Genomic DNA, 21,347 nt, shown 5'->3' with positions numbered 1-21,347 from the left:
GCAAATGGAAAAACTTTCCCACTCTTCGACGTTCCGGGCGATCATGAAATTCAGAAAAGATTGCTTGGAGTTTGGTGGTCGAAAACATTTTTGAGGCACCCGCCGGTTCGTCAGCCTAGATTTGCGGACATTGAAGGCTGACCGGCCAACTCCATGAATTTCTTCGCAAACACCGGCCCTTTGCCTTCGTCCTCATGTTTGAAGAAGACGAAAGCCTCATCCCACTTTTGTTCCAGAACCCGCTCTGCCCAAGTTTTCAGTTCAGCTTCATCATAATCGGGCCGTCGCAATCGCAGATAGCCCCAACCGGCGGTTGGCACGAACGGAACCGTCAGATCGTCCCCGGCGTCAGCCAAACACAGGGCCGCTTGGTGATCTCGCAAAAGACCAAAAGTCTCATCATCAAACCATGATTCATGGCGAAATTCAAATGCCACCCGGCTTCCGGCGGGGATCAACTTGAGAAACGCCAGCAATCGCGGCGCATCCTTCTTCAAGAAGGGCGGTAATTGAAACAACACCGGCCCCAGACGATCTTTCAGCGTTCCAGCACTGGCGAACATGGAAGAAACCGAATCAGCGGAATCCTGAAGACGTTGAATATGCGTGATCTGCTTCGGGGCCTTGAGCACGAATTTGAATTCGGCAGGCACATCCCCCGCCCATTTCTCCAAGACCGTTTCCTTGGGCATCCCGAAAAACGTGCTGTTGGCCTCCACCGTCCGAAAGTGTTCCGCATAGAAACGAAGCATCTTGGTGGCGGCCAGTTTTTGGGGATAAAACGAGCCTTTCCATTTCGGATACGAATAGCCGCTGGTGCCGACGTAGAGTTTCATCTATTCCTCGGGTGTCACACAACCTCGTGGCCAGTTCATACTTCCGCAAACAAACTCGCCGCCTGTCGGCTCAGGGCGTCCCAATCGAAGCGGTCGCAGACCCATTGTCGGCCTCGTTCGCCCATCGCCTTTAACTCGGCCGGGTTGTCCAGCATTTCAATCAGCAATTTGGCCAATGGCTCCGGGGTGTCGCAGTTCACCACCCGGCCGGTCTCGGGGATTTGCATCGTCTCGGCCGTTCCGCCGGACGCCCCGGCGACCACGGGTTTGCCGCAGGCTTGGGCCTCCAACAGCACCATGCCGAACCCCTCAAAGTCTTTGCCGATGGTCCGATTCGGCAACACGAACAAATCGCATTGCTGGTAACACCGCATCAGAATGGCGTCCGTCACCTCGCCGACGAATTGCACATGATCGGCCACCCCCTCGCTCTCGACGAGTTTCTTCAAATGGGGAAGTTCCTCCCCGTCGCCGAGGATGGCGTACAGCACGTCCGGGTGTTTCTCGCGGATGGTCTTCACGGCTTTGATGAGGCAATCATGCCCCTTGCGCTTTTGCAACCGCCCCACGGTGAGCAACACCTTCCGGCCTGTCCAACCAAGTTCAGCCCGTTCGGTTTCACTAGCCGGTACCGGGGAGAACCGCTTGGTGTCCACGCCAGGGTAGAGCAACCGGACCTTGGCCTCGGGAAGATTCCATTCTTTCAACAGCATGTTCCGGGTGTTATTGCTGTTGGCGACCACCATTGATGCCCCGGCGAACACCCGCCGAGTCATCCACGCCAGTTCCCGGCTCGTGGAGGAAACGCCGACATCTTCCCCGTGGACATAACACAGGTACTTGGTTCCCCGCCGACGTTGCACCAGATAGGCCATGAAGCCCTCCGGCAGATTCCGGGCACAATGAATGGCGGTAATCTTCTCACGCTTGACGATCTTCCCGACCATCGACGCGAGTTTCAGATAGTGCTTGAGGTTGCTGAAACTGCGAATCCCCCGTGTCCGCATCTCAATGGGAAGTCGCAGCATCTTGAGATCATGCGTTTTGTCAAACGCCTCTGCACCCGCCCCCCGACCGGCGGCGATCAACACTTCCTCACGCGGCAACCGGGAATAAATCTCCCAGAACCATCGGCCGCTGCCACCAGTTTTGGGCGGGAAGATGTCGCTGAACAACAGAATGCGTCCGGCCATTGGAATCACGTCGGGAAATGCGGAATTGTTGACAGGATAACGCATGAATGCCGAAAAGGCAGAGAGCACAAACAAAGAGAAGAAATTTAACCGCCGAGGGCACAGAGGACACAGAGAGAAGACAAAAAATGGATTGATGATTCTTGTTTTCTCTCTGTGTCCTCTGTGCCCTCGGCGGTTAAATTTCTTCTCTTCCCCCCTGGTGGTTAAATTTCTTCTCTTCCCCCCTCGTCCGCATACGCTGAATCTTCATCTCCCTATTGAGGTGTTTGGAAGATGGCCGAGACGATTCTTCAATTCGGGTCCGGGCGGTTTCTGCGGGCGTTTGCGGATTACTTTGTCGATGTCGCCAACCGGGAGGGACAAAATCTCGGCCAGGTGGTCATCGTGCAATCCACCGGCGGCGAACGGGCCGGGAATCTCGCCTCGGCCGGCGGCAAATACCATCTGCTCATTCGCGGGTTGGAAAACGGCCAGGTGGTTGACCGGGTTGAGGAAATCGGCTCTGTCAGCCGGGCCTTGGTCGCCGGTTCGCAATGGGATGAGGTACGAAAGCTCGCCGCTTCCCCCGATCTGAAATTCATCCTCTCCAACACCACGGAAGCCGGTTTCACGCTCGAAGAAGCCGATTCGCCAACGGCCAGGCCGCCAAAGTCCTTCCCCGCGAAAGTGGCCGTGCTGTTGAAGGAACGCTTCGACGCCGGCCTGCCGGGATTGACCATCATCCCCTGCGAATTGCTGGAAGGCAACGCCCGGTTGTTGCGGGAGGCCATCCTCGGATTGTCCGCGAAATGGGGATACCCGGTGGCATTCCAAGAATGGCTGAAGACCGAATGCGTCTGGTTGCACACACTGGTTGACCGCATCGTCGTCGGCCCGCCCAAGGATCACCCGTTGACGGCTAGCGACCCCATGTTCATCATGGCCGAGCCGTTTTCCTTCTTTGCGCTGGAAAGCCACCCGAAGGCATACCCGTTCGCCACGCACCCGTCGATCACCCGCACACCGGATGTGTTGCCATACTTCCTCCGCAAAGTTCGGATTCTCAACGCCGCCCACACGGCTCTGCTTATCAAGGCGATGCCCAAAGGCTTCGCCATCGTGCGGGAAGCCATGAAGGACGCCGAGCTTGTCCCGTGGCTCGAACGCCTGTTGTTCGAGGAAATCGTCCCCACGGTCGCCGACCGCGTCGAAGGAGGCGAACAATTCGCCAAGGACACACTGGAACGCTTCAAAAACCCGTTCTTTGAACACAAATTCTCGGATATCTTCCTGCACCACGCCTCCAAGGTGAATGTGCGACTGGTACCAACCGCCGCCGAGTTTGAAAGGAAATTTGGCAAGAAACCGCCGTTGTTGACGGAGGTGTTGGCCGAGAACGAGAAACTGGCGAAATGATTCCCTCAAGAAATACGACAACGCAAGATTTTGCATCCAATAAAAGCATTTGCTCTGTGGCTGGCTGAAGTCGTCACCCCACACGGAGAACTCAATGTGGGAGTCCGTGCTTGCAGATTTTCAAGTGACGGGGGACATCACCTACACGTCACACGCATGTCGTCAACTTGCACGATACGAAGCAGAACTTGGAATCCCTTTGCCTTCTTCTTTCAAGGGATTCTGTTCTGTTTTCGGACCCGGCACATTGATCAGTCCATTTTCGTACCTGATCTCGGCTCCCGGACCAGATTCATGGAAGGACATGGCCGAAACAAGATCCTTGCACGAGTTGGCTCGAGAGGCTAACGAAGAATGCTCAGAATATCTGACTAATGATTTGGATATAAAACGACTTGCGAACGCACTGTTCTTCGCAAAGGACATTGGTTCTTACTTTTATTTTTGGAACACTGCGGAAATCACTTCGACAGATTCAAATGAGTACGCCATCTACGTTATCAATAGAATCTGCGAAATTTTTCGCCTTTGCGACACATTCCATGAATTCATCACATCAGTTTGTATGAAGGTGGGAGTTCCCGGCGACAGTCCGAATACCGTCAGAAAAAAAACTTTCGCCCCTGAACGAATTCCAGACGATCCGTCCCATCGCATTTCACTTGATCCTTTTTGGCTCACACCAGATGTTCTCGGACTCGCCGAGGGCATTTACGACGAAAAAGCCTTCGCCCGCATGCCCATTCTTGCCGACGCCTTGGAAGACGCCGGCTGCGACAACGAAGACATTTTGAACCACTGCCGGCAGCCGGGCGAGCATGTTCGGGGTTGTTGGGTGGTGGATTTGATCCTCGGAAAAAAGTGATGACGGATCTCTCCCAATTCTCGCCGAACCATCTTCCCGTCCTGCCTCGACACCGCGATTGGAGAATTGGTTGCGCCGGAGCGGGCTTCATCATGCGGGACTGCCATTTAATGGCGTATCGTCAGGCCGGGTTCTATCCCGTGGCCATCGCCTCGCGCGATCCGGCCAACGCCCGCGCTGTCGCCGACGGGTCGGCTTGGGATGACGCCAAGATCAGCGAGGAGGTCGACTGCCGGACGCTGAGGGTTGAGAACGTGCGGCAGACCTTCGTCCTCGACGGTTTTGGGAGGGCGCTGGTTCACAAGAAGCCGACGACCTCGCCAACGCCGAAGTTGCTCGATGACGCGGCCAAGCCGAAACTGATTGCGATGCGCCTCGGCAAGCCGCCGAAGGCGCGCCGGCAATTGTCACGCTTCCCGGGCCGGATCCGACAGGAGGCTGCGGAGGCTCCCGAGGCTTCAGTGCGATCGCAACGGCGTCATTTCGCCAAAGTCACCAAGAGTTACCGGCCGGGCCTGTTTGCCTGCCACGACTCGCGGGACATTCCGCGAACCAACTACGACCTGGAACATTTGTCCGGAAGTCATCGGTGTCATGAACGTCGTTCGAGCGGTCGGCGGCGGGCGTCGCCGGGGCTGGTCGTGAGAGGATCGGTCCGGGTGGTGTCCCGGATTCATCCCGGGGTCGGTTCGAATTTGCCAGAGAGTTACTTGGAGAACTGGCGGAGATCCCGGGCGGACTTGGAAAGCCGGCGGGAGACGCGACGGCAGCAAGGCCGCTTCCGAAAGGATCCGGATGGGTATCTCAATACCCTTGAAAACAAGTGTTTCCAGTCAGGCAAAGGGGCGCCGATCCGCGTCTGCGGTTGCGGTCGTCAATGGGAAAACCGGAGGATCGGCCGCCGTCGGCTGATGAGTGCGGTTGAAGGCCCGCGGAGCCCGCTGGAACATTCGCAACGTCCGCAAGATGGCGAGTCTGGTCAACGTGCGAAACCCCAGCCAATGGGACATCTACCAGAACGCCATTTGAACCGGCCCCCCAGAATCGGTGGATATACCCGCCGGCCTCCTTGTCATCTTCCATCCCGGCTTTCCGTATCATGATCCTTTCGCACCCCCGCGAACCCGTTTAGGGAAGCCGAATGACCGAGCCGACGTCCCGCCTGCCGGTGAAATTACATCGCCGGGTCTGTTTGGTGTTGACCGCCGACGCCCTGCTGGCCGAGGAATTGCTTGCCCGCAAGAAACTGGCCCAAGAAGTTGTTGGCCGACTGTCGGAGCGAGTGTTGCTCATCCGGCCCGGCCGCGTGGAATTGGTGCTGGAAGAACTCAAACGACTCGGCCACACCCCCCAAGTGGTCGGACGGCCCGCCTAAACCCCACCCGGATACGGAATGCAGACGACGACGAACACCGCGTGGGACGACTTCGCCAGGACCGCGCTTGCCAAATACGACGAAGCCCTTTTGCGGGCCATCGCCGCGAGGCTTTTCAAACCCCGCAATCAATGGCCGGTTGACGAACTCATCGAACGGACCATCGAGACGTTCACCAATCCCCCGGTGATCGACCGCCGTGTCCGGGAACTTCCCGAATCGGCCCGGCAACTGCTTGCCGTGCTGGCCCGCACGCGGCAACCCCGCTGGCATGTGGGGCAGTTGCTCGCCATCGTTGCCTGCCTTGGTCATCACGAAGGGCTTGCCCCGGTGACCACCCTGCTGGACACCGGCTTTCTGCTGGCGGACCTCAACGCGAACCAGCCCGAAATCAAGCAGTGGGAGGATTGGCTCGGCGTCATGCCAATGACCGCCCGCGTGGTGGTGCATCCGGCGGTGGCCGAGCGCGCCATCAAGGAATCGACCGGGTTGCCGACGCTGGCCGGAAAAAAATTCGACGCCAAGTCGATCCGCACCGGAGACGGATTGGAATGGTTCCTCCGGGCCGGTGTTCTCTGGCAGCAACTTCGCGGCGGGGTGATGCGGTTCACGCAGGCCCATACCCTGTTCAAACGCGACCTGCAACGGCTTCAGACCGACCCGCTGTTGTCCACGAGCATCAGCGAATCCCCCGTGAAGGGAACCGACTTGGGCATCCTCGCCCTCGAAGTCGCCATCGGCATGGGCGTGATGACCATCGAGAACGGGGAACTCCGCACATCCGGCTTCCCGAAACGCTGGGATGAGTCTTTGCCCGCCGCCATCACGGACATCTGGCGTGGCGTTAATTTCCTGCACACATGGGACCCGGAACAGGGTTACCTGCCCGCTGAAGATTCGCCGACGGGCACGGTGGCGATGCTCGCCATTTTGCTGCTGGCCAATCAACCGGCGGGCATTTGGACCCACCCCGGCGAAATCGGCGGCTATCTCTTTCCCAAGCATCCCCTCTGGGCGTCGCGGGTGTCGGACGGGTCCGACGACGGAACGTCCTGGCTGGAGGCGATGTTTTTCGGCTGGGCGTTGCCAAGCCGGTTGGTCGAGGCCGCCGAGGATGGCGAGGGCTGGTGGTTCCGGCTCACGGATGTCGGCCGCTGGCTGCTTTCCGGGGCACCGGAACCAAAACTGGATGTCCCTTTCCATCAGGGGTTGGTGGTTCAGCCGAATGCGGACATGATCGCTTATCGGCAAACACTGACGCCCAGCCTCATCGGCAAGCTCTCCCGCTTCGCCGAGTGGAAAATGCTCGGGCCAGCCTGCACCTTGGGGCTGACGGCCGAAAGCGTCTATCGCGGACTGGAATCGAATCTCACGCTGGCCGAAATTCTCGGAACGCTGCAAAAGCACAGCGCCCACGGCATGCCGCCGAACGTTGGCGACCTCATCCGGCAATGGGCCGGCCAGCGGGAACGCATCACCGTTCACACCTCCGCGACGTTGCTGGAATTCAACACGCCGGCCGAACTAGAAACAGCCGTCTCTCGCGGCCTCGTGACCATTCGCCTCACGGATCGCATTGGTCTGGCCGAGGGAGAGATTGATTACAAGCACGTCAAGCAGGTCGGCAACCGGGATTACGAATCGCCGCCTCAACAATGTGTGATGTTCGACGAGGACGGCGTCACTTTCGGTGTGGACATCAGTTCATCAGATTTGTTGTTGGAGGCCGAACTGGCGAGACTGGCCGAGCAATTGCCATCGGAAGACGGCGACCGCCGGTATCGCATCACTCCCGCTTCGGCCCGCGCCGTGCGAGAGCAAGGGCTGACATTGCCGGACTTTGAACAATGGTGCGTCAACCGCGGAGGAGAACCGCTCTCCCCGGCGGCCCGGTTGTTGTTTGCGGGCAGCAATGGCGCGCCGGCCTCGGTTCGCACCCGGTTGGTGGTGGAGTTTGCCTCGCAGGCGGTCGCCGATGGCGTGTGCCAATGGCCGGACACAGCCCCCCTGTTGGGCGAGCGACTTGGACCTGCGGCCGTCAGCATTGATCCGGCGAATCTGGATCAACTACGGGAAAAACTGGCTCCGATCGGCGTGGTCATCATTGCGGATTGATGGCGATAAAATATCTCTTCTCGCAAATAACATTTCTGAACGGGGTATGCCGAACTCGGGAAGCCGATAGGATACTCCCCTTCTCTTTTGTCGGATCGCGGGGAGGCAATAATGGCTATCGACGGCGTGTCACAGTCCACCGGAGTCGAACGAGTTGTTGAGATCGCGCGATCCGGCGAGGGCGTTCTGATCGTCTTCCGGGAGCGCAAGGGAAATGTGGAGTTGGAGCGCATCGTCCTTCCGGCCGATGATCTGATGAACATTCTCACCGAGCGCCCGACGGGTCTGCACACCATCGACGGCAAGTCTGTCGCCGGCAAGCCGCTCATGTTGAACATCGAAGTAAAGCGAAACGAAGTGTTGCTGGTGGCGAGGGCCGAATCGGTCGCGGGTTGCGACGCCGCCGTCGGCCTCGACGATTTGACAGACGCCTTGGAAAGTGTGATCTCGGCGTAATTTCATTTCAGTCATTTTCACAAAAATCGCCGGAGCCTCGTTGCGCGAACAACAGGGTGGCATTGCCCATTTGGCAGCCAGGCTGTTGTTCGCGCAACGAGGCTCTGGCGATTTTTGTCACTTCGCACGTCGTTTTGAAAATTCGTTGCATCCGCTCGCCTCCACGTTAGAATCGGCCTGTTCAACACAATTCGGAATCTCTCCTCATGCAACGAATCTTTCGGGCATTTTGCCTCGCGGCTCCGCCGTTGATCCTCGGGTTGCTCGTGTCGCTGTCGAACAGCGAACAACCAGGCGGGAAAACCAGCGATCAACCGAGGAAGGCCACCGGAATCGACAAACGAGTCCCGTGGATCACCTCCAAAGTGGATGGATCGCCGGAACCGCCGAACCCGTATCAGTTGACACCGACTTATCCCAAACTCACTTTCGACGAACCGCTGGAACTGATGGCGGTGCCGGGTCGGAAGATGTGGTTGATTGCGGAGCGCCAAGGCAAAATTTACGCCTTCGATGCCGACCCGGCGAAAGCCGAAAAGAAACTCGTTCTTGATGTTGGCCACACCGTGTACGGCATCGCCATTCACCCAGACTTCCAGAAGAATGGTTATATCTACGTTTCGCATGTGCCACTTTCCGACAAAGAAACCGACGGCACCCACATTTCCCGGTTTACGGCCAAAGACCCGGCCGCTTTGGTGGCTGATCCCAAGTCGGAAAAAGTAATCCTCACTTGGAAATCCGGCGGTCACAACGGCGGTTGCCTGCGATTTGGCCCGGACGGTTACTTATACATTTCAACCGGGGACGGCAGCGGCATCGCCGACTCGCTGGAAACCGGACAAAACATCGGCGATCTGTTGGGGTCGATTCTGCGAATCGACGTCGATCATGCCGACGCTGGAAAAGGCTATCGCATCCCGGCGGACAATCCCTTTGTTGATCGCGCCGAGGCACGCGGCGAAGTGTGGGCTTATGGCATTCGCCAATCATGGAAGATCGCCCACGACCCGGCCACCGGCGTGCTGTGGGCGGGTGAAGTGGGCCAGGATTTGTGGGAATCGGTTCTCCGAATTGAAAAAGGCGGAAATTACGGCTGGAGTGTCAGCGAGGGAACGCATCCCTTCCGGCCGGAACGCAAGAAAGGGCCGACGCCGATTCTCAAGCCGGTCGTCGAACACAATCACGCGGAGTTCCGCTCGATCACCGGCGGCTATGTTTATCACGGCAAAAAACACCCCGATTTGAAGGACGCTTACATCTACGGCGACTACGACACCGGCCGCGTGTGGTTGCTGCGATACGACGAGAAGGAAAAGAAAGTGACCGACCACCGCGAACTGGCGAAATCCACTTTGCGGATTGTCGCTTGGGGGCAAGATGCCGAGGGCGAGGTATATGCGTTAGACTTTATTCGCGGAACGATTTATCACTTGGAGGCCGCTCCGGCACCGACGGGCGAACAGGCCAAATTTCCGCGAAAGTTGAGTGAGACAGGGTTGTTCGCCTCGCTGAAAGATTTGAAGCCGGCCGCCGGGGTGATTCCTTATTCCGTGAATTCCGAGTTGTGGTCGGACGGGGCGATCAAGGAGCGTTATCTGGCGCTGCCCGGCGATAGCAAGATCGAATTCGAGACCGTCACCTATCCCCAACCGGCGCCGGGTTCCGTGCCCGGCTGGCGTTTCCCGGATAACACCGTTTTGGTGAAGACCTTCTCTCTCGAAATGGAAAAGGGCAATCCTGCCAGCAAACGCCGATTGGAAACTCGCATCCTGCACGTTCGCCGCGTGCCCGGCACGGAAGAAGTCGGCGATCAGGTTTGGAACGGTTACACCTACATTTGGAACGACGACCAAACCGATGCCGAACTGGCCGACGCGAAGGGCGTGGACCGGACATACACCATCAAAGAACCGGCGGGAGAACGAAAGCAAACGTGGCATTTCCCGAGCCGGACGGAGTGCACGATGTGCCACACCGTGACGGCTAAATACGCCCTCGGCGTCAACACTGCCCAGATGAACCGCGACCACGATTACGAAGGCGGCAAGGCCAACCAACTCGCCACCTTCGATCATCTCGGCCTGTTCGACCGCAAGTTGCCCGCCACCCCGGACAAACTAGCCAAACTTGCCGACTACCGCGACACGACCGCTTCTCTCGATTCGCGGGCGAGGGCTTATCTTCAGGCGAATTGCAGCCATTGCCACCGCAAATGGGGCGGCGGCAACGCTGACTTCCAACTGCTGTTCACCCTGCCCTTGAAAGACACCGGCACTGTAGACATCAAACCCGCCCACGGCGCCTTCGACCTGAAAGACCCCCGCCTGCTGGCCCCCGGCGCCCCCGAACGATCATTGCTATATCACCGGATGACCCGGTTGGGGTTGGGAAGAATGCCGCATATCGCATCAAATGTGGTCGATGAGGAAGGGATCAAATTGATCGAGGCATGGATACGAGAGATGAAGTGACACGGTGAAAACTTCATTAGACCACCACGGGAATTTCTCACCATCGGACAATTTAATTGGTGGTTAATGTAAGTCATCCGACATTGTCATTGACTTTGTCGGAGATTTTCAAATGCTCATTCTCTTGTTATTTTTGTCAATGATTTTGCTGGTGGTCGTCAATCACGCAGCCAGACGGCCCGGAAGACCTGTCGGAGTGGTCAGTGCAACCGGATTGGTCATCCTCTTTCTGACATTTTTTGCCGAAGTATTCGCTCCACTAGTCGTCATGCAGATATTCATTGTGTATCCGGCCTTTTATATCTGGCGATGGTCATCAGGCACACCAAGACAGTTCTTGATTATTTCTGTCTCGGTCACCGTTCTTGTTTACGGAGTCATCGGTAGAAAAGGATTCGAGAAAGAGCGGGAATGGGCCGAACTCCGCGAACGATACCCGTATCAGTCTTTGGAAGCACGCTTGCCGACATCCGCCATGTCTCTCAACAAGAATAAATTATCAGATGATAGCGAGAATCAGTTGGAGGTCTTGGAGGAAAAAATCAGCACGACCCAAAGTCTTCGTTTCATTTACCGGCGTCAAGCATTGGCTCAACTCCACGAAGCGAAAACCATTTTGTTCTCGGACAGCATGGGCTTTGGCATCTCCCGAATGAGAGCCCGTCCTTCCGACACCCACATCAAAGCCGGACTTCATCCCGATGTTAATATTTCACAGCCAGCGAGTCTGTTGGAGGTTCCTCAGCCGAATGGCAGATCATCTCCTGTTTTATTGCGGTTTGAAAACGAGGAACTTCGAGAATGGCACATCAAAGGAATCGTTGATTTCACATACCCCAATGCCTTCGGATACATGAGAGATATTCGTCATGTGGCCGGTTTTGAATCTCATCGATTCAGCGAGTTGCCAGCGCCTGTTTTGCAATGGGAAGTTCGGCGACTCGATCTGGCGGGCTTGCTGACGCATGAAAATCCGGTGGTCTATGTCTCGGAAAATCTGCCATGCATGGATGAACTTCGGGGAGCGCCGACCCGTTCGCTGGATGAGTTTGAAACACCCGCCTTGGAGAAACTTCGTCAGGGGGAACACCTTCAAGTGGTGAACTCCTCCGAAGGTGTGCGAATGCTGGGAGCAATCCGTTGCGTCAAACAATGCGAGGAATGCCACAACTCCAAACGAGGAGATTTGCTCGGAGCCTTTTCATATACATTACGGCGGATAGGCAAATGACAACACGGCTTATCACCTTGTCACCTTGTCTCCTTGTCATCCTACTTTCCGTGCCGCAACGCCCGTCCCGGTTTTTCCCCGGTCGGTTTCCCTTGATCCAACACCAGTTTGCCGTTGACGACCACGTATTCAATGCCCTCGTTGTAATGGAACGGGCTTTCATAAGTGGATTTGTCGATTAAGGTTTTCGGGTCAAAGATGGTCACATCGGCCAGCATTCCGGGCCGGAGCAAGCCGCGATCAGTGATGCCGAGTTTGTTGGCGTTTAGCGAAGTCATCTTGCGGATGGCGTCTTCCAACTTGAGCAACCCGGTTTCACGCACATATACGCCCAACACTCGGGGGAACGTGCCGAAGTTTCTCGGGTGGGGATTGCCGCGCCGCAGGCCTCCCTCGGTGGAGTAGGCCGCGCCGTCGGAACCGACGGAACACCAAGATTGTGAAAGGGCCAGCGTCATGTCTTTCTGGGTGTGATGTTCGTAAACGGTCGGTATGGAGCCGCCTTGCTCGATCAGGATGTCGAACAGCAGATCAAGCGGGTCGGGCGTCGGGGTTTTGTCCTTGCTTTTGGAGGCGATCACGCGATCCATCGTCAGGCCCTCATAGGGGCCTTTGCCGCTCACCAACATGCGGGACCAGTCGCCGCCCACAGCGGTGTAATGGTTGTACCAACCCGGCAGCCCCTCCCGGATGTCCTTCTTCATCTTCTCGCGTTGCTCGGTTTCCTTCAACCGGGCCAGCATCTTCGGGGTTCCCCCCTCGTGCGCCCACGGGGGAATGATGCTGGCCAGATTGTTGTTTCCGCGTGTATACGGGTAGACATTGGCCTGCACGTTCACGCCGCGCTGGCGGGCGGTCTCGATGAGCGCCACCACTTCGTTCATCCGGCCCCACAGTTTTTGATCGGCGATCTTTAGATGGATGATGTCCACCGGCAGTCCGGCTTTTTCGCCGATGGTGATACACTCCTTGACGGCCTCCAAAATGCCGGTCCCCTCGTTGCGATTATGCGAAGAGAAAATGCCCCGGTGTTTAGCCACCACCTTGCAAAGCTCGATGATGTCCTCGGTCGTGGTCAACGAACCGGGGGGCATCGCCAGCAGGCTGGACATGCCGAAGGCACCATCCTTCATTGCCTCTTCGGTAATCTCTCGCATTTTGGCGAATTGCTCGGCCGTCGGGCGGTCGAACGAATGGCCCATCACGCTTTGCCAGATGTTGTCCATGCCGACATAAGAGGCCACATTGACGGCCACGCCGGAGCGTTCAAGTTTGTCGAAGTAATCAGCCAGCCGGGCGAACCGTGGTTGGGGCCCGTCGCCGGTCATCTTGGGGGTGAGTTCGCCGCGATTCGGGGCGACCGACGATCCTTCGCCCAGCACTTCGGTCGTCACTCCTTGCCGGATCTTGCTCGGGGCGTTGCCGTCTTCAAGCAACAGATAATCCGAATGCGAATGAATATCGATGAAGCCCGGCGACACGACGAGGCCCTTCGCATCGATCTCCCGCTTCCCCGATTTGGCAGGCACGCTCCCGACGGCCACGATCTTGTCCCCGCGAATGGCGACATCGCCGACAAACCACGGATTCCCCGTGCCATCCACGATCTTGCCGCCTCGAATGACCAGATCGTAAGTGGCCTCCTGGGCCGGGGCGATCCCGCCAAGAACCAACAGAACCGCCACCCAAAGCACATGCCGCAAGTACGTAAACATGCCGACTCCCGTGATGGAAGTTTGGACGATAACACACGCCCGGAGGGATCACAAGAAAATCGTGGAGATCGGCAAAAGAAGAACGTCTTTACAACAAAAGCAGACGAATAACTCTTGTCGCAACTTACCGGTTGAAAATCAGTTGCATCATTCTGGTCGTTTTTGTAATATGATTTCCATTCTCGCATTTCACGCTTCTCCCCTCATTTTAAGGTGTTTTATGGCTCATCCGGGATGTGCATCTTGAGCAATTGGAATCACGCGAAATACCCGTGACTTTTGCCAATGCCATGACGATCACTTATCAGGACATTGATGGCGATGATATTAAAGTTTCCTTTTCCAAGCCGATACTGAACACTGCCAATGTTAATACGGTCTTCGCATTCGACACTGGCAGTAACACTTCAAAACAACAATTGCAAACGATCGATCTCAGACGCGATCTGGAAAGTGGCATTGCGTGCAAGGCCAAGCCGATGTCCGCGGTTGGAAATTGCGTGGGCGGACGGCAAGCGCCACCCCCGCTGCACGCGGCAATGTCGGACTAATACCCGGAGAGCTGGCGGCTGAAAATGATCAGTCGGCCCCAAGGGGGTGGCGGGGTTCGTGCTCTGCCGAAACGGCGGGTGGTCGAACGGACGTTCGCCTGGCTCGGGCGGGCGCGGCGATTGAGCAAGGACTACGAACGGCGGGCCGATTCCAGCGAGTCAATGGTCCGGGTTCGGGGAATTCAACTACTGTTGAATCGATTGCAACCGAAGCCTGCCTCGCTGTTTAAATACCGGGAAAATAAGGCGTCATTTTCCGAATAGTCACTAAGAATACGGGGCAGCAAGATCAGGAAACGGCTCATCAATCCGGCGAACGGCCATATCCATTGGGAGAAGTCGAATTGGACGATCCAGTCGCCTATAGACTCGAAGAAATTGACGCTCTGGAAATCCCGTTGACCGAGAGTATTCGCCAACATGCCGCGGCAAAAGAGTTGGCCGACCTTCGCCCCCGGCAGCGAGTTCTCTTTGCCCTGCTGACAGCCACGCTTGACGACATTCACGAATTTCAGAAAAAATGGTGGCTGAACACCATTGTCAGCACGCCGCTTTGCATCGCCCTCGGGGTGGTGGTTGTTTATGCGTTGTTGGATCTCTGTGGCTTGGTGATGGGCTGGTTTTCCATCGTTGTCGGCCAATGGATTCTCTATTCGTATTATGTGATTCCGTTGGTGATGGGGGGCCTGCTCGGGTTGATGATCAAGAACATTTTCGAGAATAATGCGGTTGATTTTGCAAGAAATGAAAAGACGCGAGTGGCAACACACTTGGATTTGGGTCGGCTGTCGGGCGTGCTTGACACCTATTTTATGCAAGCGATGGCCGCTCTGTTCGGAATGACGGTGGCGGGGCAAATCTTTGTGATTCATAACCTGCCGGACCACGCAGGTCTCGCGATTGACGGGGAACTCCAGACCTCCGTTCTTCTGACTCTGGACAGCATTTGCCACGGCGTTTTTCTTGACTTGTTTGAACTCTACGACATCTCAATCGGCGAGAAGGTAAAACACACCACCATGTCGGCGACTGTGTTTTTCTTGTTTCGGACAGCCTTTGATGCGTATGTGGTGATCATGATGGTTATCATTTACCGCCGCTATAAACTGAAAACCTTGCTCGCCGGATATCCGGCCGGGAAGCCGACGGTGATCCAGTTGACCCAATGGTTGGGCGGCATATGCAACGAGGATCATTCTTGGCCGCGAAATTACTTTGACGAGTTCATGTTTCTGGCCCTCTGCCGGTATTATTTTCTTGACGACCTTGAGTTCGTTAACAAAGCGTCCGGGCAATTTCCGCGTTTGCGAATCACCGCCCAAGTACGATATCTGTTTACCAATCAGGAGAACCACCTCGTTCTCGCGTTCATGTGGGACGATGAAATGGCCAATCCCGGCGAGGAACTGGGCAACCAGTAGACGAACTCGAACCAATGCCTGTGACAGCCGTCTTTTTTTTCATTGGATTTGATTGATCGTGTCATCGGTCGGTTGGACGTATGTTCCGGCTGACGATCATGCTCGCTGGCACATCACTTATTGGAGCTCGCATGTCAGACGATAACCTTTCGGATTATGATGATGAGCCGATTGTCTCGCCAACCTTTCCCAAATTGGTGAAAACCGCCGGGTATATTTGGATTGTGTTTGGCTCGCTGATCCTCCTGAGCGCTCTCGTGAGTTTCGCGATCGAGACCGCCACGAAGGCCGACGACCCCAAGAACAACCCGGTTGGGGGAGTCTGTTCCCTGATCATCTCCGTGCTGTTCGGAGCAGTTTTCTTCCATGTGGGCAAACAAAGCATCTCGGGCGAGGCGAAGGACACGCTTGGCAATTCCATCGGCTCGATCATTTTCAGTTTGATTTACAGCGGCATCGGCGTGATGTCAGTTGTGGCCGGATTGGCCATGGGAGGTGGGGCGGCAGGCCCGATCATTCTCGGCCTCGTGATGGCCGTGTGCAGTCTCGGGTTGTTGGTGGCCGGGGTGATGGCTCTCATGGGCCGTACCCAGTACAAGGCTTGGAAAAAGGATCAGCGAGCGAAGAATCCGAAAACCAAGAAGCGGAAAAAAGTGGATCGTGATGAAGAAGAAGAGGAGTAAGGGAACGCCCGGAAATTCACGGGGGCTTTGTGTTTCAAATGCCCCCTCGTGAATTTCAAAGACACGAATTCTGACTTGGCCAGCCGTTTACCACGCCAGGCCAAATCACCATTTTGGGCCACATGGCTCCTTTCAACCATCCGGTAATCACATGGAGCGGCTATTCTGGGCCATTGAAGACGGCGCCAAAAGGCTCAGGATTACTCCAAAATCATCAGGCGACATGTCGATTTGCCGGGACTTTTGAAAAATACTGTTCAGTTGGCCCACTGTTTTTGACCAGCCGGGTGGGTGTCCAACTGTCCAAAAATGGTCGCCGGAGGGGTGTTTTTCAACTGTTCAGGGCACTTTTGGGGTGCATTTTGACCGGTTTAAAAATCGGGAAACACCAAGTCCTGTAGCCTCATCGCTTACGAGAAGATGCCAGTTTGTTTGAGTCTTTTGAACGCAGAAGAAAATTCCGTCCTCACGAGTAGCGTGTGGAGCCTCTTTCAACCAAGCAGCAATGAATCTTCCGGCCGTTTGGCGTTTATTTGTCAATCCGGGACATTATTTCGTTGCCCTGGAACGTGCCTCATGGTTAAATGCGCAATTGTTTGATTGTTGATGTCCGCTTGCCTCCTTGCCTCGACACCCGCTTGCGTATTTCCAAAAAATCCAAACCCGGTGACAAACTTGGCGAGGGTTCTGTCCAACTGATTTTGTCGCCTTCCTGCAACCTGCTTTTGACAGTTTCTTCCCGGCGATTTGAATCCGTTGACTGTCTTTTTCACCGACTATTATTGAAGAGCTTCTCCCATGCTCACGATTCTTGACAAGGCATTCTCCCGGAACGGCCAAGCCGTCAGTCGGCGTGAATTCATGCGAATCGGTGGTTTGGGTCTCGGGCTGTCGGGACTGTCGCTGCCCGGATTACTGGAAACGCGTGCCCTGGCCGGGACGAGTCCGACGGTCGGCGACAAGGCGGTGGTGTTGCTTTTCCTTCAAGGCGGGCCGACACAACATGAAACGTGGGACCCGAAGCCGGAAGCGCCCAAAGAGTATCGAACCCAAGCCAACTGCATTCAAACAGCGCTGCCCGGCGTCTCGTTGACCTCTTACTTTCCGAAAATGGCCGCCGCCGCCAGCCAACTGGCGATTGTCCGGTCCTTTGCCTCGGGCAACGGTGGACATACCTATGAATCGGTCACCACCGGGGGCAATCTGGCGAAGGCGTCCATGAGCGCCGTGTACGGCCATCTGGCCGGCGCCACCCACCCGCTGACCGGTCTGCCCAGCAATATGCTCGTTCTTCCGGAGGCTGTTCAAGATGGCTTGAAACTTGGCAGCAATTTCGAGACCGGAGCCCTGCCGACGCTTACCCAAGCCGGCGCGCTCGGGCCGCAATACGAGGCATTCAGTCCCGCCGGGGGATCGCAACTCAAAAAATCCATGACGATGACGTTGCCCCGCGACCGTTTCGATGATCGCCGGGAATTGCTCTCCAGCTTCGACCATTTGCGTCGAAAAATGGATCGGACAGGTTCGCTGGCTCGTTCGGACAAATTCCAACAGCAAGCCTTCGACATCATCACTCGCGGCATCAAAGACGCCTTCGATCTGGGCAAGTAAGACCCGAAGACACTTGCCCGTTACGACACCAGCGGCCTGTTCAAGCTGGAGGACGCGACCCGTTGGTACGACATGAAGCGGGCATCGAACCAACTCGGCAAGCAAATGCTGCTGGCCCGGCGACTCTGCGAGGCGGGTTGCGGATTCGTCACCGTTTCCGATTGCGGCTGGGACATGCACGCCAACGAAAACAGCCCGAAGAACATGGAAGGGTTGAAGTGGCTGGCCCCGCAGGCGGATCACGCCATTGCGGCCTTCCTGGAAGACATCAAGCAACGCGGCCTGTCTGATCGCATTCTTTTGGTGGTCACGGGAGAGATGGGTCGGTCACCCCGAATAAACAAGAACGGCGGCCGCGAACACCACGGCGACCTGACTCCGCTGGTCATCGCCGGTGGCGGTTTGAAAATGGGCCAGGTCATCGGCCGGTCGGACGGGTTGGGCGCCCGCCCCGCGACGGACGTTTACAAACCGGCCCATCTGTTTGCCACGGTCATGCAATATCTCTTCGATGTCGGCCAGTTGCGGCTCCGTTCCGACATCAACCGCGAGTTGAAGAACGCCATTGAGAACACCGAAGGCATCAAGGAATTGTTCTGACGAATTCCTCAGATTTCCGAATAGGCCGCCGGCGTCAAAATCTTGTTGGTGATCTTCGAGACGATCTCCTTGTCCGCGTATTCCGGGATGGCTTTTAACTTGAGCCATTCCGGGGCCACCCGAAACGTGTCCCAGGCCGACTTTCTTCCGGCTTCGTCGGGGAAAACAAGCAGGTAGGTCAGGTTCGGCATGGCCGCCCCGACCAGTGAGGAAGCGAAAAACACCGGCGTCAGCCCGACCTTTTTGAAGATGGCCAATTCGCCTTTCTCGAACATTTCGACCTTCTTGGCCGCTCCCCGTTCATTGTGGCTCTCGTAGATCCGCAAATTGAGCAATCGCGGCTTGGTGGCATCCGGCTTTTCCAATTTGGGCATGCCGGAAATGGCGGTCAGCAACGAACTTTCGATCCGCTGATAAACCGGGTCGTCGGCTTTCGCGGCAAGATACGCGCTTGCCGCCTTCTGATACTCTTCGTCGGCCGTCAGTTTCGCGGGCAACGTGGCAACAGATTCAGCGGTTTTGTGAACAACGAGGACATAAACCCGAAGCAACTCCTTTTCGGGCGGTTCGACAAACACGCCCACCGGCCCGATGCCCAGTTTCTTCAACGCCGGCAAATAAGCCTTGGCGAGATAGTCATCGAGCAGTGGTTGTTTGCCCGGCTTCAGGGTGTACGTCCGCAACTCAAACAATTCGGGAGTCTCCGGCTTCGGTTCGGCGGCGAATCCGGCGGCCGTCGCGCAAAGGGTGGCCACCGAGGCTTGGACAAAGGTGCGTCGTTCCATGAACATCTCTCGGAAAAGTGACGGAAGTGATCTTGGCCGCAGTTTATGCGAGAACGGGATGATCGCAAGACTGATGTTTGAGATCGAGTTGTCGGCTTGCCGCGAAAGCTATTTGATCGTCATGACTTCTTCTGACCAACATAAAGAGTGGCGACTCCGAAGGTGAACGGTGTGTATGTCACCTCGATCAGTCCCGTTTTCCGCATATGGTCGGCCAGTTCTTCGCCATCCGGAAATTTCATGACGCTTTCCGGCAGGTAGGTGTAGGCGTTTTCATCGCTCTTGGAAAACATCTGGCCGACTCGCGGAAGCAAATACCGGAAATACCCGCGATACATTCGCCCCAAGAACCAATGCCGGGGCCTGGAAAATTCCAGAACCGCCACCTTCCCGCCCGGCCGGCAAACTCGCGTCATTTCCGCGAGCCCTCGCAACGGGTCCGTGACGTTCCGCAATCCAAAAGCGACCGTGACCACCTCGAACAGATCATCCGGAAATGGCAGATGCTGGGCGTCCGCCTGCACATAATGAACCACCCTGTCCGCCTGCTTCTTCACGGTCTTTTTGACGGCCAGTTCCAACATTTGCCCGGCGAAATCGGCCCCGATAATGGGGACCTTCCCGCCGGTCGCCCGAAAATATTCCAAAGCCAGATCGCCGGTGCCCGTGCACATGTCCAGCACCGGCCCGTTGGTGGCGGGGACCGTCTTCACGACCCGTTTGCGCCAAACCTTGTCGATGTTCAGGCTGAGCAGGTGATTCAGCAGATCGTATTTGGGGGCGATGCCGTCAAACATCCGGCGTATCCGCGCCTCACGACGGTCCAGCAGGTCATTCATCGTTCACTCGCGGGGCGGGCCATACACTCATCTTTACCGTGAAACCCGCCCTCCCGACAACGAGGGGGCGAACTTTTTCCTGATTCCACGACAGGGGCCGCACTCATGCTCACCGCCGACGGCTGCCGATCCCGCCGCCTTGCCCTGATCTCCCGGCTGAATCTTTCGACCGATTTGGTGTTGGCCGATCCAATTCACCTGAGATATTTCGCCAACTTTTACGTCGATCCGTTTAGCCTTGGCGCCGACTACGGGGCCGTGCTGGTGATCCGGCCCGATGGCCATGCCACCGTGTATCACGATAAGCGCCTTCCCGAAACCATTCAACAAGCCCGTGTGGATGAGCGGGTAATCCTCCCGTGGTACGACGGCCTTTCGGCCGGTCATGGCGACCGCCGGGCCGTGCTGCTTCCGGTGGTTCAAAACCACGGCGGCCGGGTGCATGACTCCCTCGGCGACCCGCTGGCCGCCAAGATTTACGAGGCAATGCATGACTTGCGGCGTGAAAAACACGCGGATGAAATCGACCAGTTGAAGGAGTGCATGCGCGTCGGCAAAGCCGGCCAGGACTGGGGACGCGCCAACGTGACCGCCGGAATGACCGAACTGGATGTCTACAACGGCATCTTCGCCGAATGCTCCCGGACAATTGGTCGGCCCCTGATTCTCTACGGCGATTTCGCCGTCTCGCCGGGATCGTCTCGCCGGGGAGGCATGGCCACCAGACAGGTGTTGAAGAACGGGGACATGCTGATTCTCGACTTCTCCGTGGTGATCCAAGGCTATCGAAGCGACTTCACGAACACCCTCGTCGTCGGAAAATCCCCGACCGCCGAACAAACCCGCCTCTACGAAGCGTGTGTGCGTGCAATGGCCGCCGGGGAAGCCATGTTGCGATCCGGTCAACAATGCCAGGCGGTCTACGATGCGGTGCGCGGATCGTTCGCCAAAGACAATCTGGCCGACCAGTTCCCCCATCACGCCGGTCACGGCTTGGGTATCGGCCACCCGGAAGCCCCCTATTTCGTCAAACAATCAAGCGAGACTCTGCGTGAGAACGACGTGGTGACCCTCGAACCCGGCGTTTACGTGGACAACCTCGGCGGCATCCGCATCGAACACAACTACCGCATCACCGCCACCGGCTTTGAACGATTAAGCCAGCACGAAATCACCCTGACATGACCCGCTTGCCACCG

17 protein-coding genes and 2 pseudogenes are annotated in these 21,347 nt (G+C 56.7%); 14 read left to right on the top strand and 5 right to left on the bottom strand.

Going from position 1 to position 21,347, the window contains the following annotated elements:
* Window positions 1–110: 110 nt before the first annotated feature.
* Both BGIM_RS0135190 and BGIM_RS0135185 read right to left on the bottom strand, forming a co-directional pair.
* The gene (locus BGIM_RS0135190; protein WP_020474354.1) at window positions 111–836 is read right to left on the bottom strand and encodes a DUF72 domain-containing protein; all 726 of its coding nucleotides are present in this window, start codon (window positions 834–836) and stop codon (window positions 111–113) included.
* A 35-nt stretch (window positions 837–871) separates the two neighbouring features.
* Window positions 872–2,029, bottom strand: a complete 1,158-nt coding sequence (locus BGIM_RS0135185) for a glycosyltransferase family 4 protein (protein ID WP_029631255.1) — start codon at window positions 2,027–2,029, stop codon at window positions 872–874.
* A 276-nt stretch (window positions 2,030–2,305) separates the two neighbouring features.
* Between BGIM_RS0135185 and BGIM_RS0135180 the strand changes: the two genes are divergently transcribed.
* The 8 genes from BGIM_RS0135180 (at window position 2,306) to BGIM_RS58795 (ending at window position 11,943) form a co-directional block, all read left to right on the top strand.
* A complete protein-coding gene (locus tag BGIM_RS0135180; RefSeq protein ID WP_020474352.1) occupies window positions 2,306–3,427 on the top strand; it encodes a mannitol dehydrogenase family protein in 1,122 nt (373 codons plus the stop codon).
* A 94-nt stretch (window positions 3,428–3,521) separates the two neighbouring features.
* Window positions 3,522–4,292, top strand: a complete 771-nt coding sequence (locus tag BGIM_RS63795; RefSeq protein WP_020474351.1) for an SMI1/KNR4 family protein — start codon at window positions 3,522–3,524, stop codon at window positions 4,290–4,292.
* Window positions 4,292–5,395, top strand: coding sequence for a hypothetical protein (locus BGIM_RS67455; RefSeq protein WP_020474350.1), 1,104 nt, complete (start codon window positions 4,292–4,294; stop codon window positions 5,393–5,395). Before BGIM_RS63795 ends, BGIM_RS67455 begins: the two co-directional genes overlap by 1 nt.
* 38 nt (window positions 5,396–5,433) lie before the next feature.
* A complete protein-coding gene (locus BGIM_RS0135160; protein ID WP_020474349.1) occupies window positions 5,434–5,667 on the top strand; it encodes a hypothetical protein in 234 nt (77 codons plus the stop codon).
* Between the two features lie 18 nt (window positions 5,668–5,685).
* Window positions 5,686–7,782, top strand: a complete 2,097-nt coding sequence (locus tag BGIM_RS0135155) for a helicase-associated domain-containing protein (RefSeq protein WP_020474348.1) — start codon at window positions 5,686–5,688, stop codon at window positions 7,780–7,782.
* A gap of 111 nt (window positions 7,783–7,893) precedes the next feature.
* A complete protein-coding gene (locus tag BGIM_RS0135150) occupies window positions 7,894–8,238 on the top strand; it encodes a hypothetical protein (RefSeq protein WP_020474347.1) in 345 nt (114 codons plus the stop codon).
* Window positions 8,239–8,444: 206 nt separating this feature from the next.
* Window positions 8,445–10,712: a PQQ-dependent sugar dehydrogenase gene (locus BGIM_RS0135140; RefSeq protein ID WP_020474345.1), complete on the top strand. Its 2,268-nt coding sequence runs from the start codon at window positions 8,445–8,447 to the stop codon at window positions 10,710–10,712.
* A 112-nt stretch (window positions 10,713–10,824) separates the two neighbouring features.
* Window positions 10,825–11,943: a hypothetical protein gene (locus BGIM_RS58795; RefSeq protein ID WP_020474344.1), complete on the top strand. Its 1,119-nt coding sequence runs from the start codon at window positions 10,825–10,827 to the stop codon at window positions 11,941–11,943.
* 41 nt (window positions 11,944–11,984) lie between these two features.
* Here the strand turns inward: BGIM_RS58795 and BGIM_RS0135130 are convergent, their stop codons facing one another.
* Window positions 11,985–13,658 carry an N-acyl-D-amino-acid deacylase family protein gene (locus tag BGIM_RS0135130; RefSeq protein ID WP_020474343.1) on the bottom strand — a complete coding sequence of 558 codons (1,674 nt, stop codon included), beginning with the start codon at window positions 13,656–13,658 and terminating at the stop codon, window positions 11,985–11,987.
* Window positions 13,659–13,930: 272 nt separating this feature from the next.
* Here BGIM_RS0135130 and BGIM_RS0135125 point away from each other — a divergent pair, with 272 nt between their 5' ends.
* The 5 genes and pseudogenes from BGIM_RS0135125 to BGIM_RS67450 all read left to right on the top strand — a co-directional run bounded on the left by BGIM_RS0135125 (window position 13,931) and on the right by BGIM_RS67450 (window position 18,524).
* Window positions 13,931–14,209: a hypothetical protein gene (locus tag BGIM_RS0135125; RefSeq protein ID WP_020474342.1), complete on the top strand. Its 279-nt coding sequence runs from the start codon at window positions 13,931–13,933 to the stop codon at window positions 14,207–14,209.
* A gap of 57 nt (window positions 14,210–14,266) precedes the next feature.
* Window positions 14,267–14,348, top strand: a pseudogene (locus BGIM_RS68465) (IS5/IS1182 family transposase); the annotation flags it as partial.
* Window positions 14,349–14,553: 205 nt separating this feature from the next.
* Entirely contained in the window at window positions 14,554–15,630 is a 1,077-nt protein-coding gene (locus tag BGIM_RS0135115; RefSeq protein ID WP_157369658.1) for a hypothetical protein, read from the top strand.
* Between the two features lie 131 nt (window positions 15,631–15,761).
* Window positions 15,762–16,313: a hypothetical protein gene (locus BGIM_RS0135110; RefSeq protein WP_020474339.1), complete on the top strand. Its 552-nt coding sequence runs from the start codon at window positions 15,762–15,764 to the stop codon at window positions 16,311–16,313.
* Between the two features lie 798 nt (window positions 16,314–17,111).
* Window positions 17,112–18,524, top strand: a pseudogene (locus BGIM_RS67450) (DUF1501 domain-containing protein).
* 8 nt (window positions 18,525–18,532) lie between these two features.
* Here the strand turns inward: BGIM_RS67450 and BGIM_RS0135100 are convergent.
* Both BGIM_RS0135100 and ubiE read right to left on the bottom strand, forming a co-directional pair.
* Window positions 18,533–19,309: an NIPSNAP family protein gene (locus BGIM_RS0135100; RefSeq protein WP_020474336.1), complete on the bottom strand. Its 777-nt coding sequence runs from the start codon at window positions 19,307–19,309 to the stop codon at window positions 18,533–18,535.
* A 119-nt stretch (window positions 19,310–19,428) separates the two neighbouring features.
* Window positions 19,429–20,148: a bifunctional demethylmenaquinone methyltransferase/2-methoxy-6-polyprenyl-1,4-benzoquinol methylase UbiE gene (gene ubiE / locus BGIM_RS0135095; protein ID WP_029631245.1), complete on the bottom strand. Its 720-nt coding sequence runs from the start codon at window positions 20,146–20,148 to the stop codon at window positions 19,429–19,431.
* A 105-nt stretch (window positions 20,149–20,253) separates the two neighbouring features.
* On the opposite strand from ubiE, the gene BGIM_RS0135090 reads away from it, so the two are divergent.
* A complete protein-coding gene (locus tag BGIM_RS0135090; protein ID WP_020474334.1) occupies window positions 20,254–21,333 on the top strand; it encodes a M24 family metallopeptidase in 1,080 nt (359 codons plus the stop codon).
* Window positions 21,334–21,347: the final 14 nt, after the last annotated feature.

This window comes from Zavarzinella formosa DSM 19928, assembly GCF_000255705.1.
In the GTDB taxonomy this organism is placed as follows: domain Bacteria; phylum Planctomycetota; class Planctomycetia; order Gemmatales; family Gemmataceae; genus Zavarzinella; species Zavarzinella formosa.
Note: the sequence above shows the minus strand (reverse complement) of the source record. Positions and strands in the feature narration are given on the sequence as shown.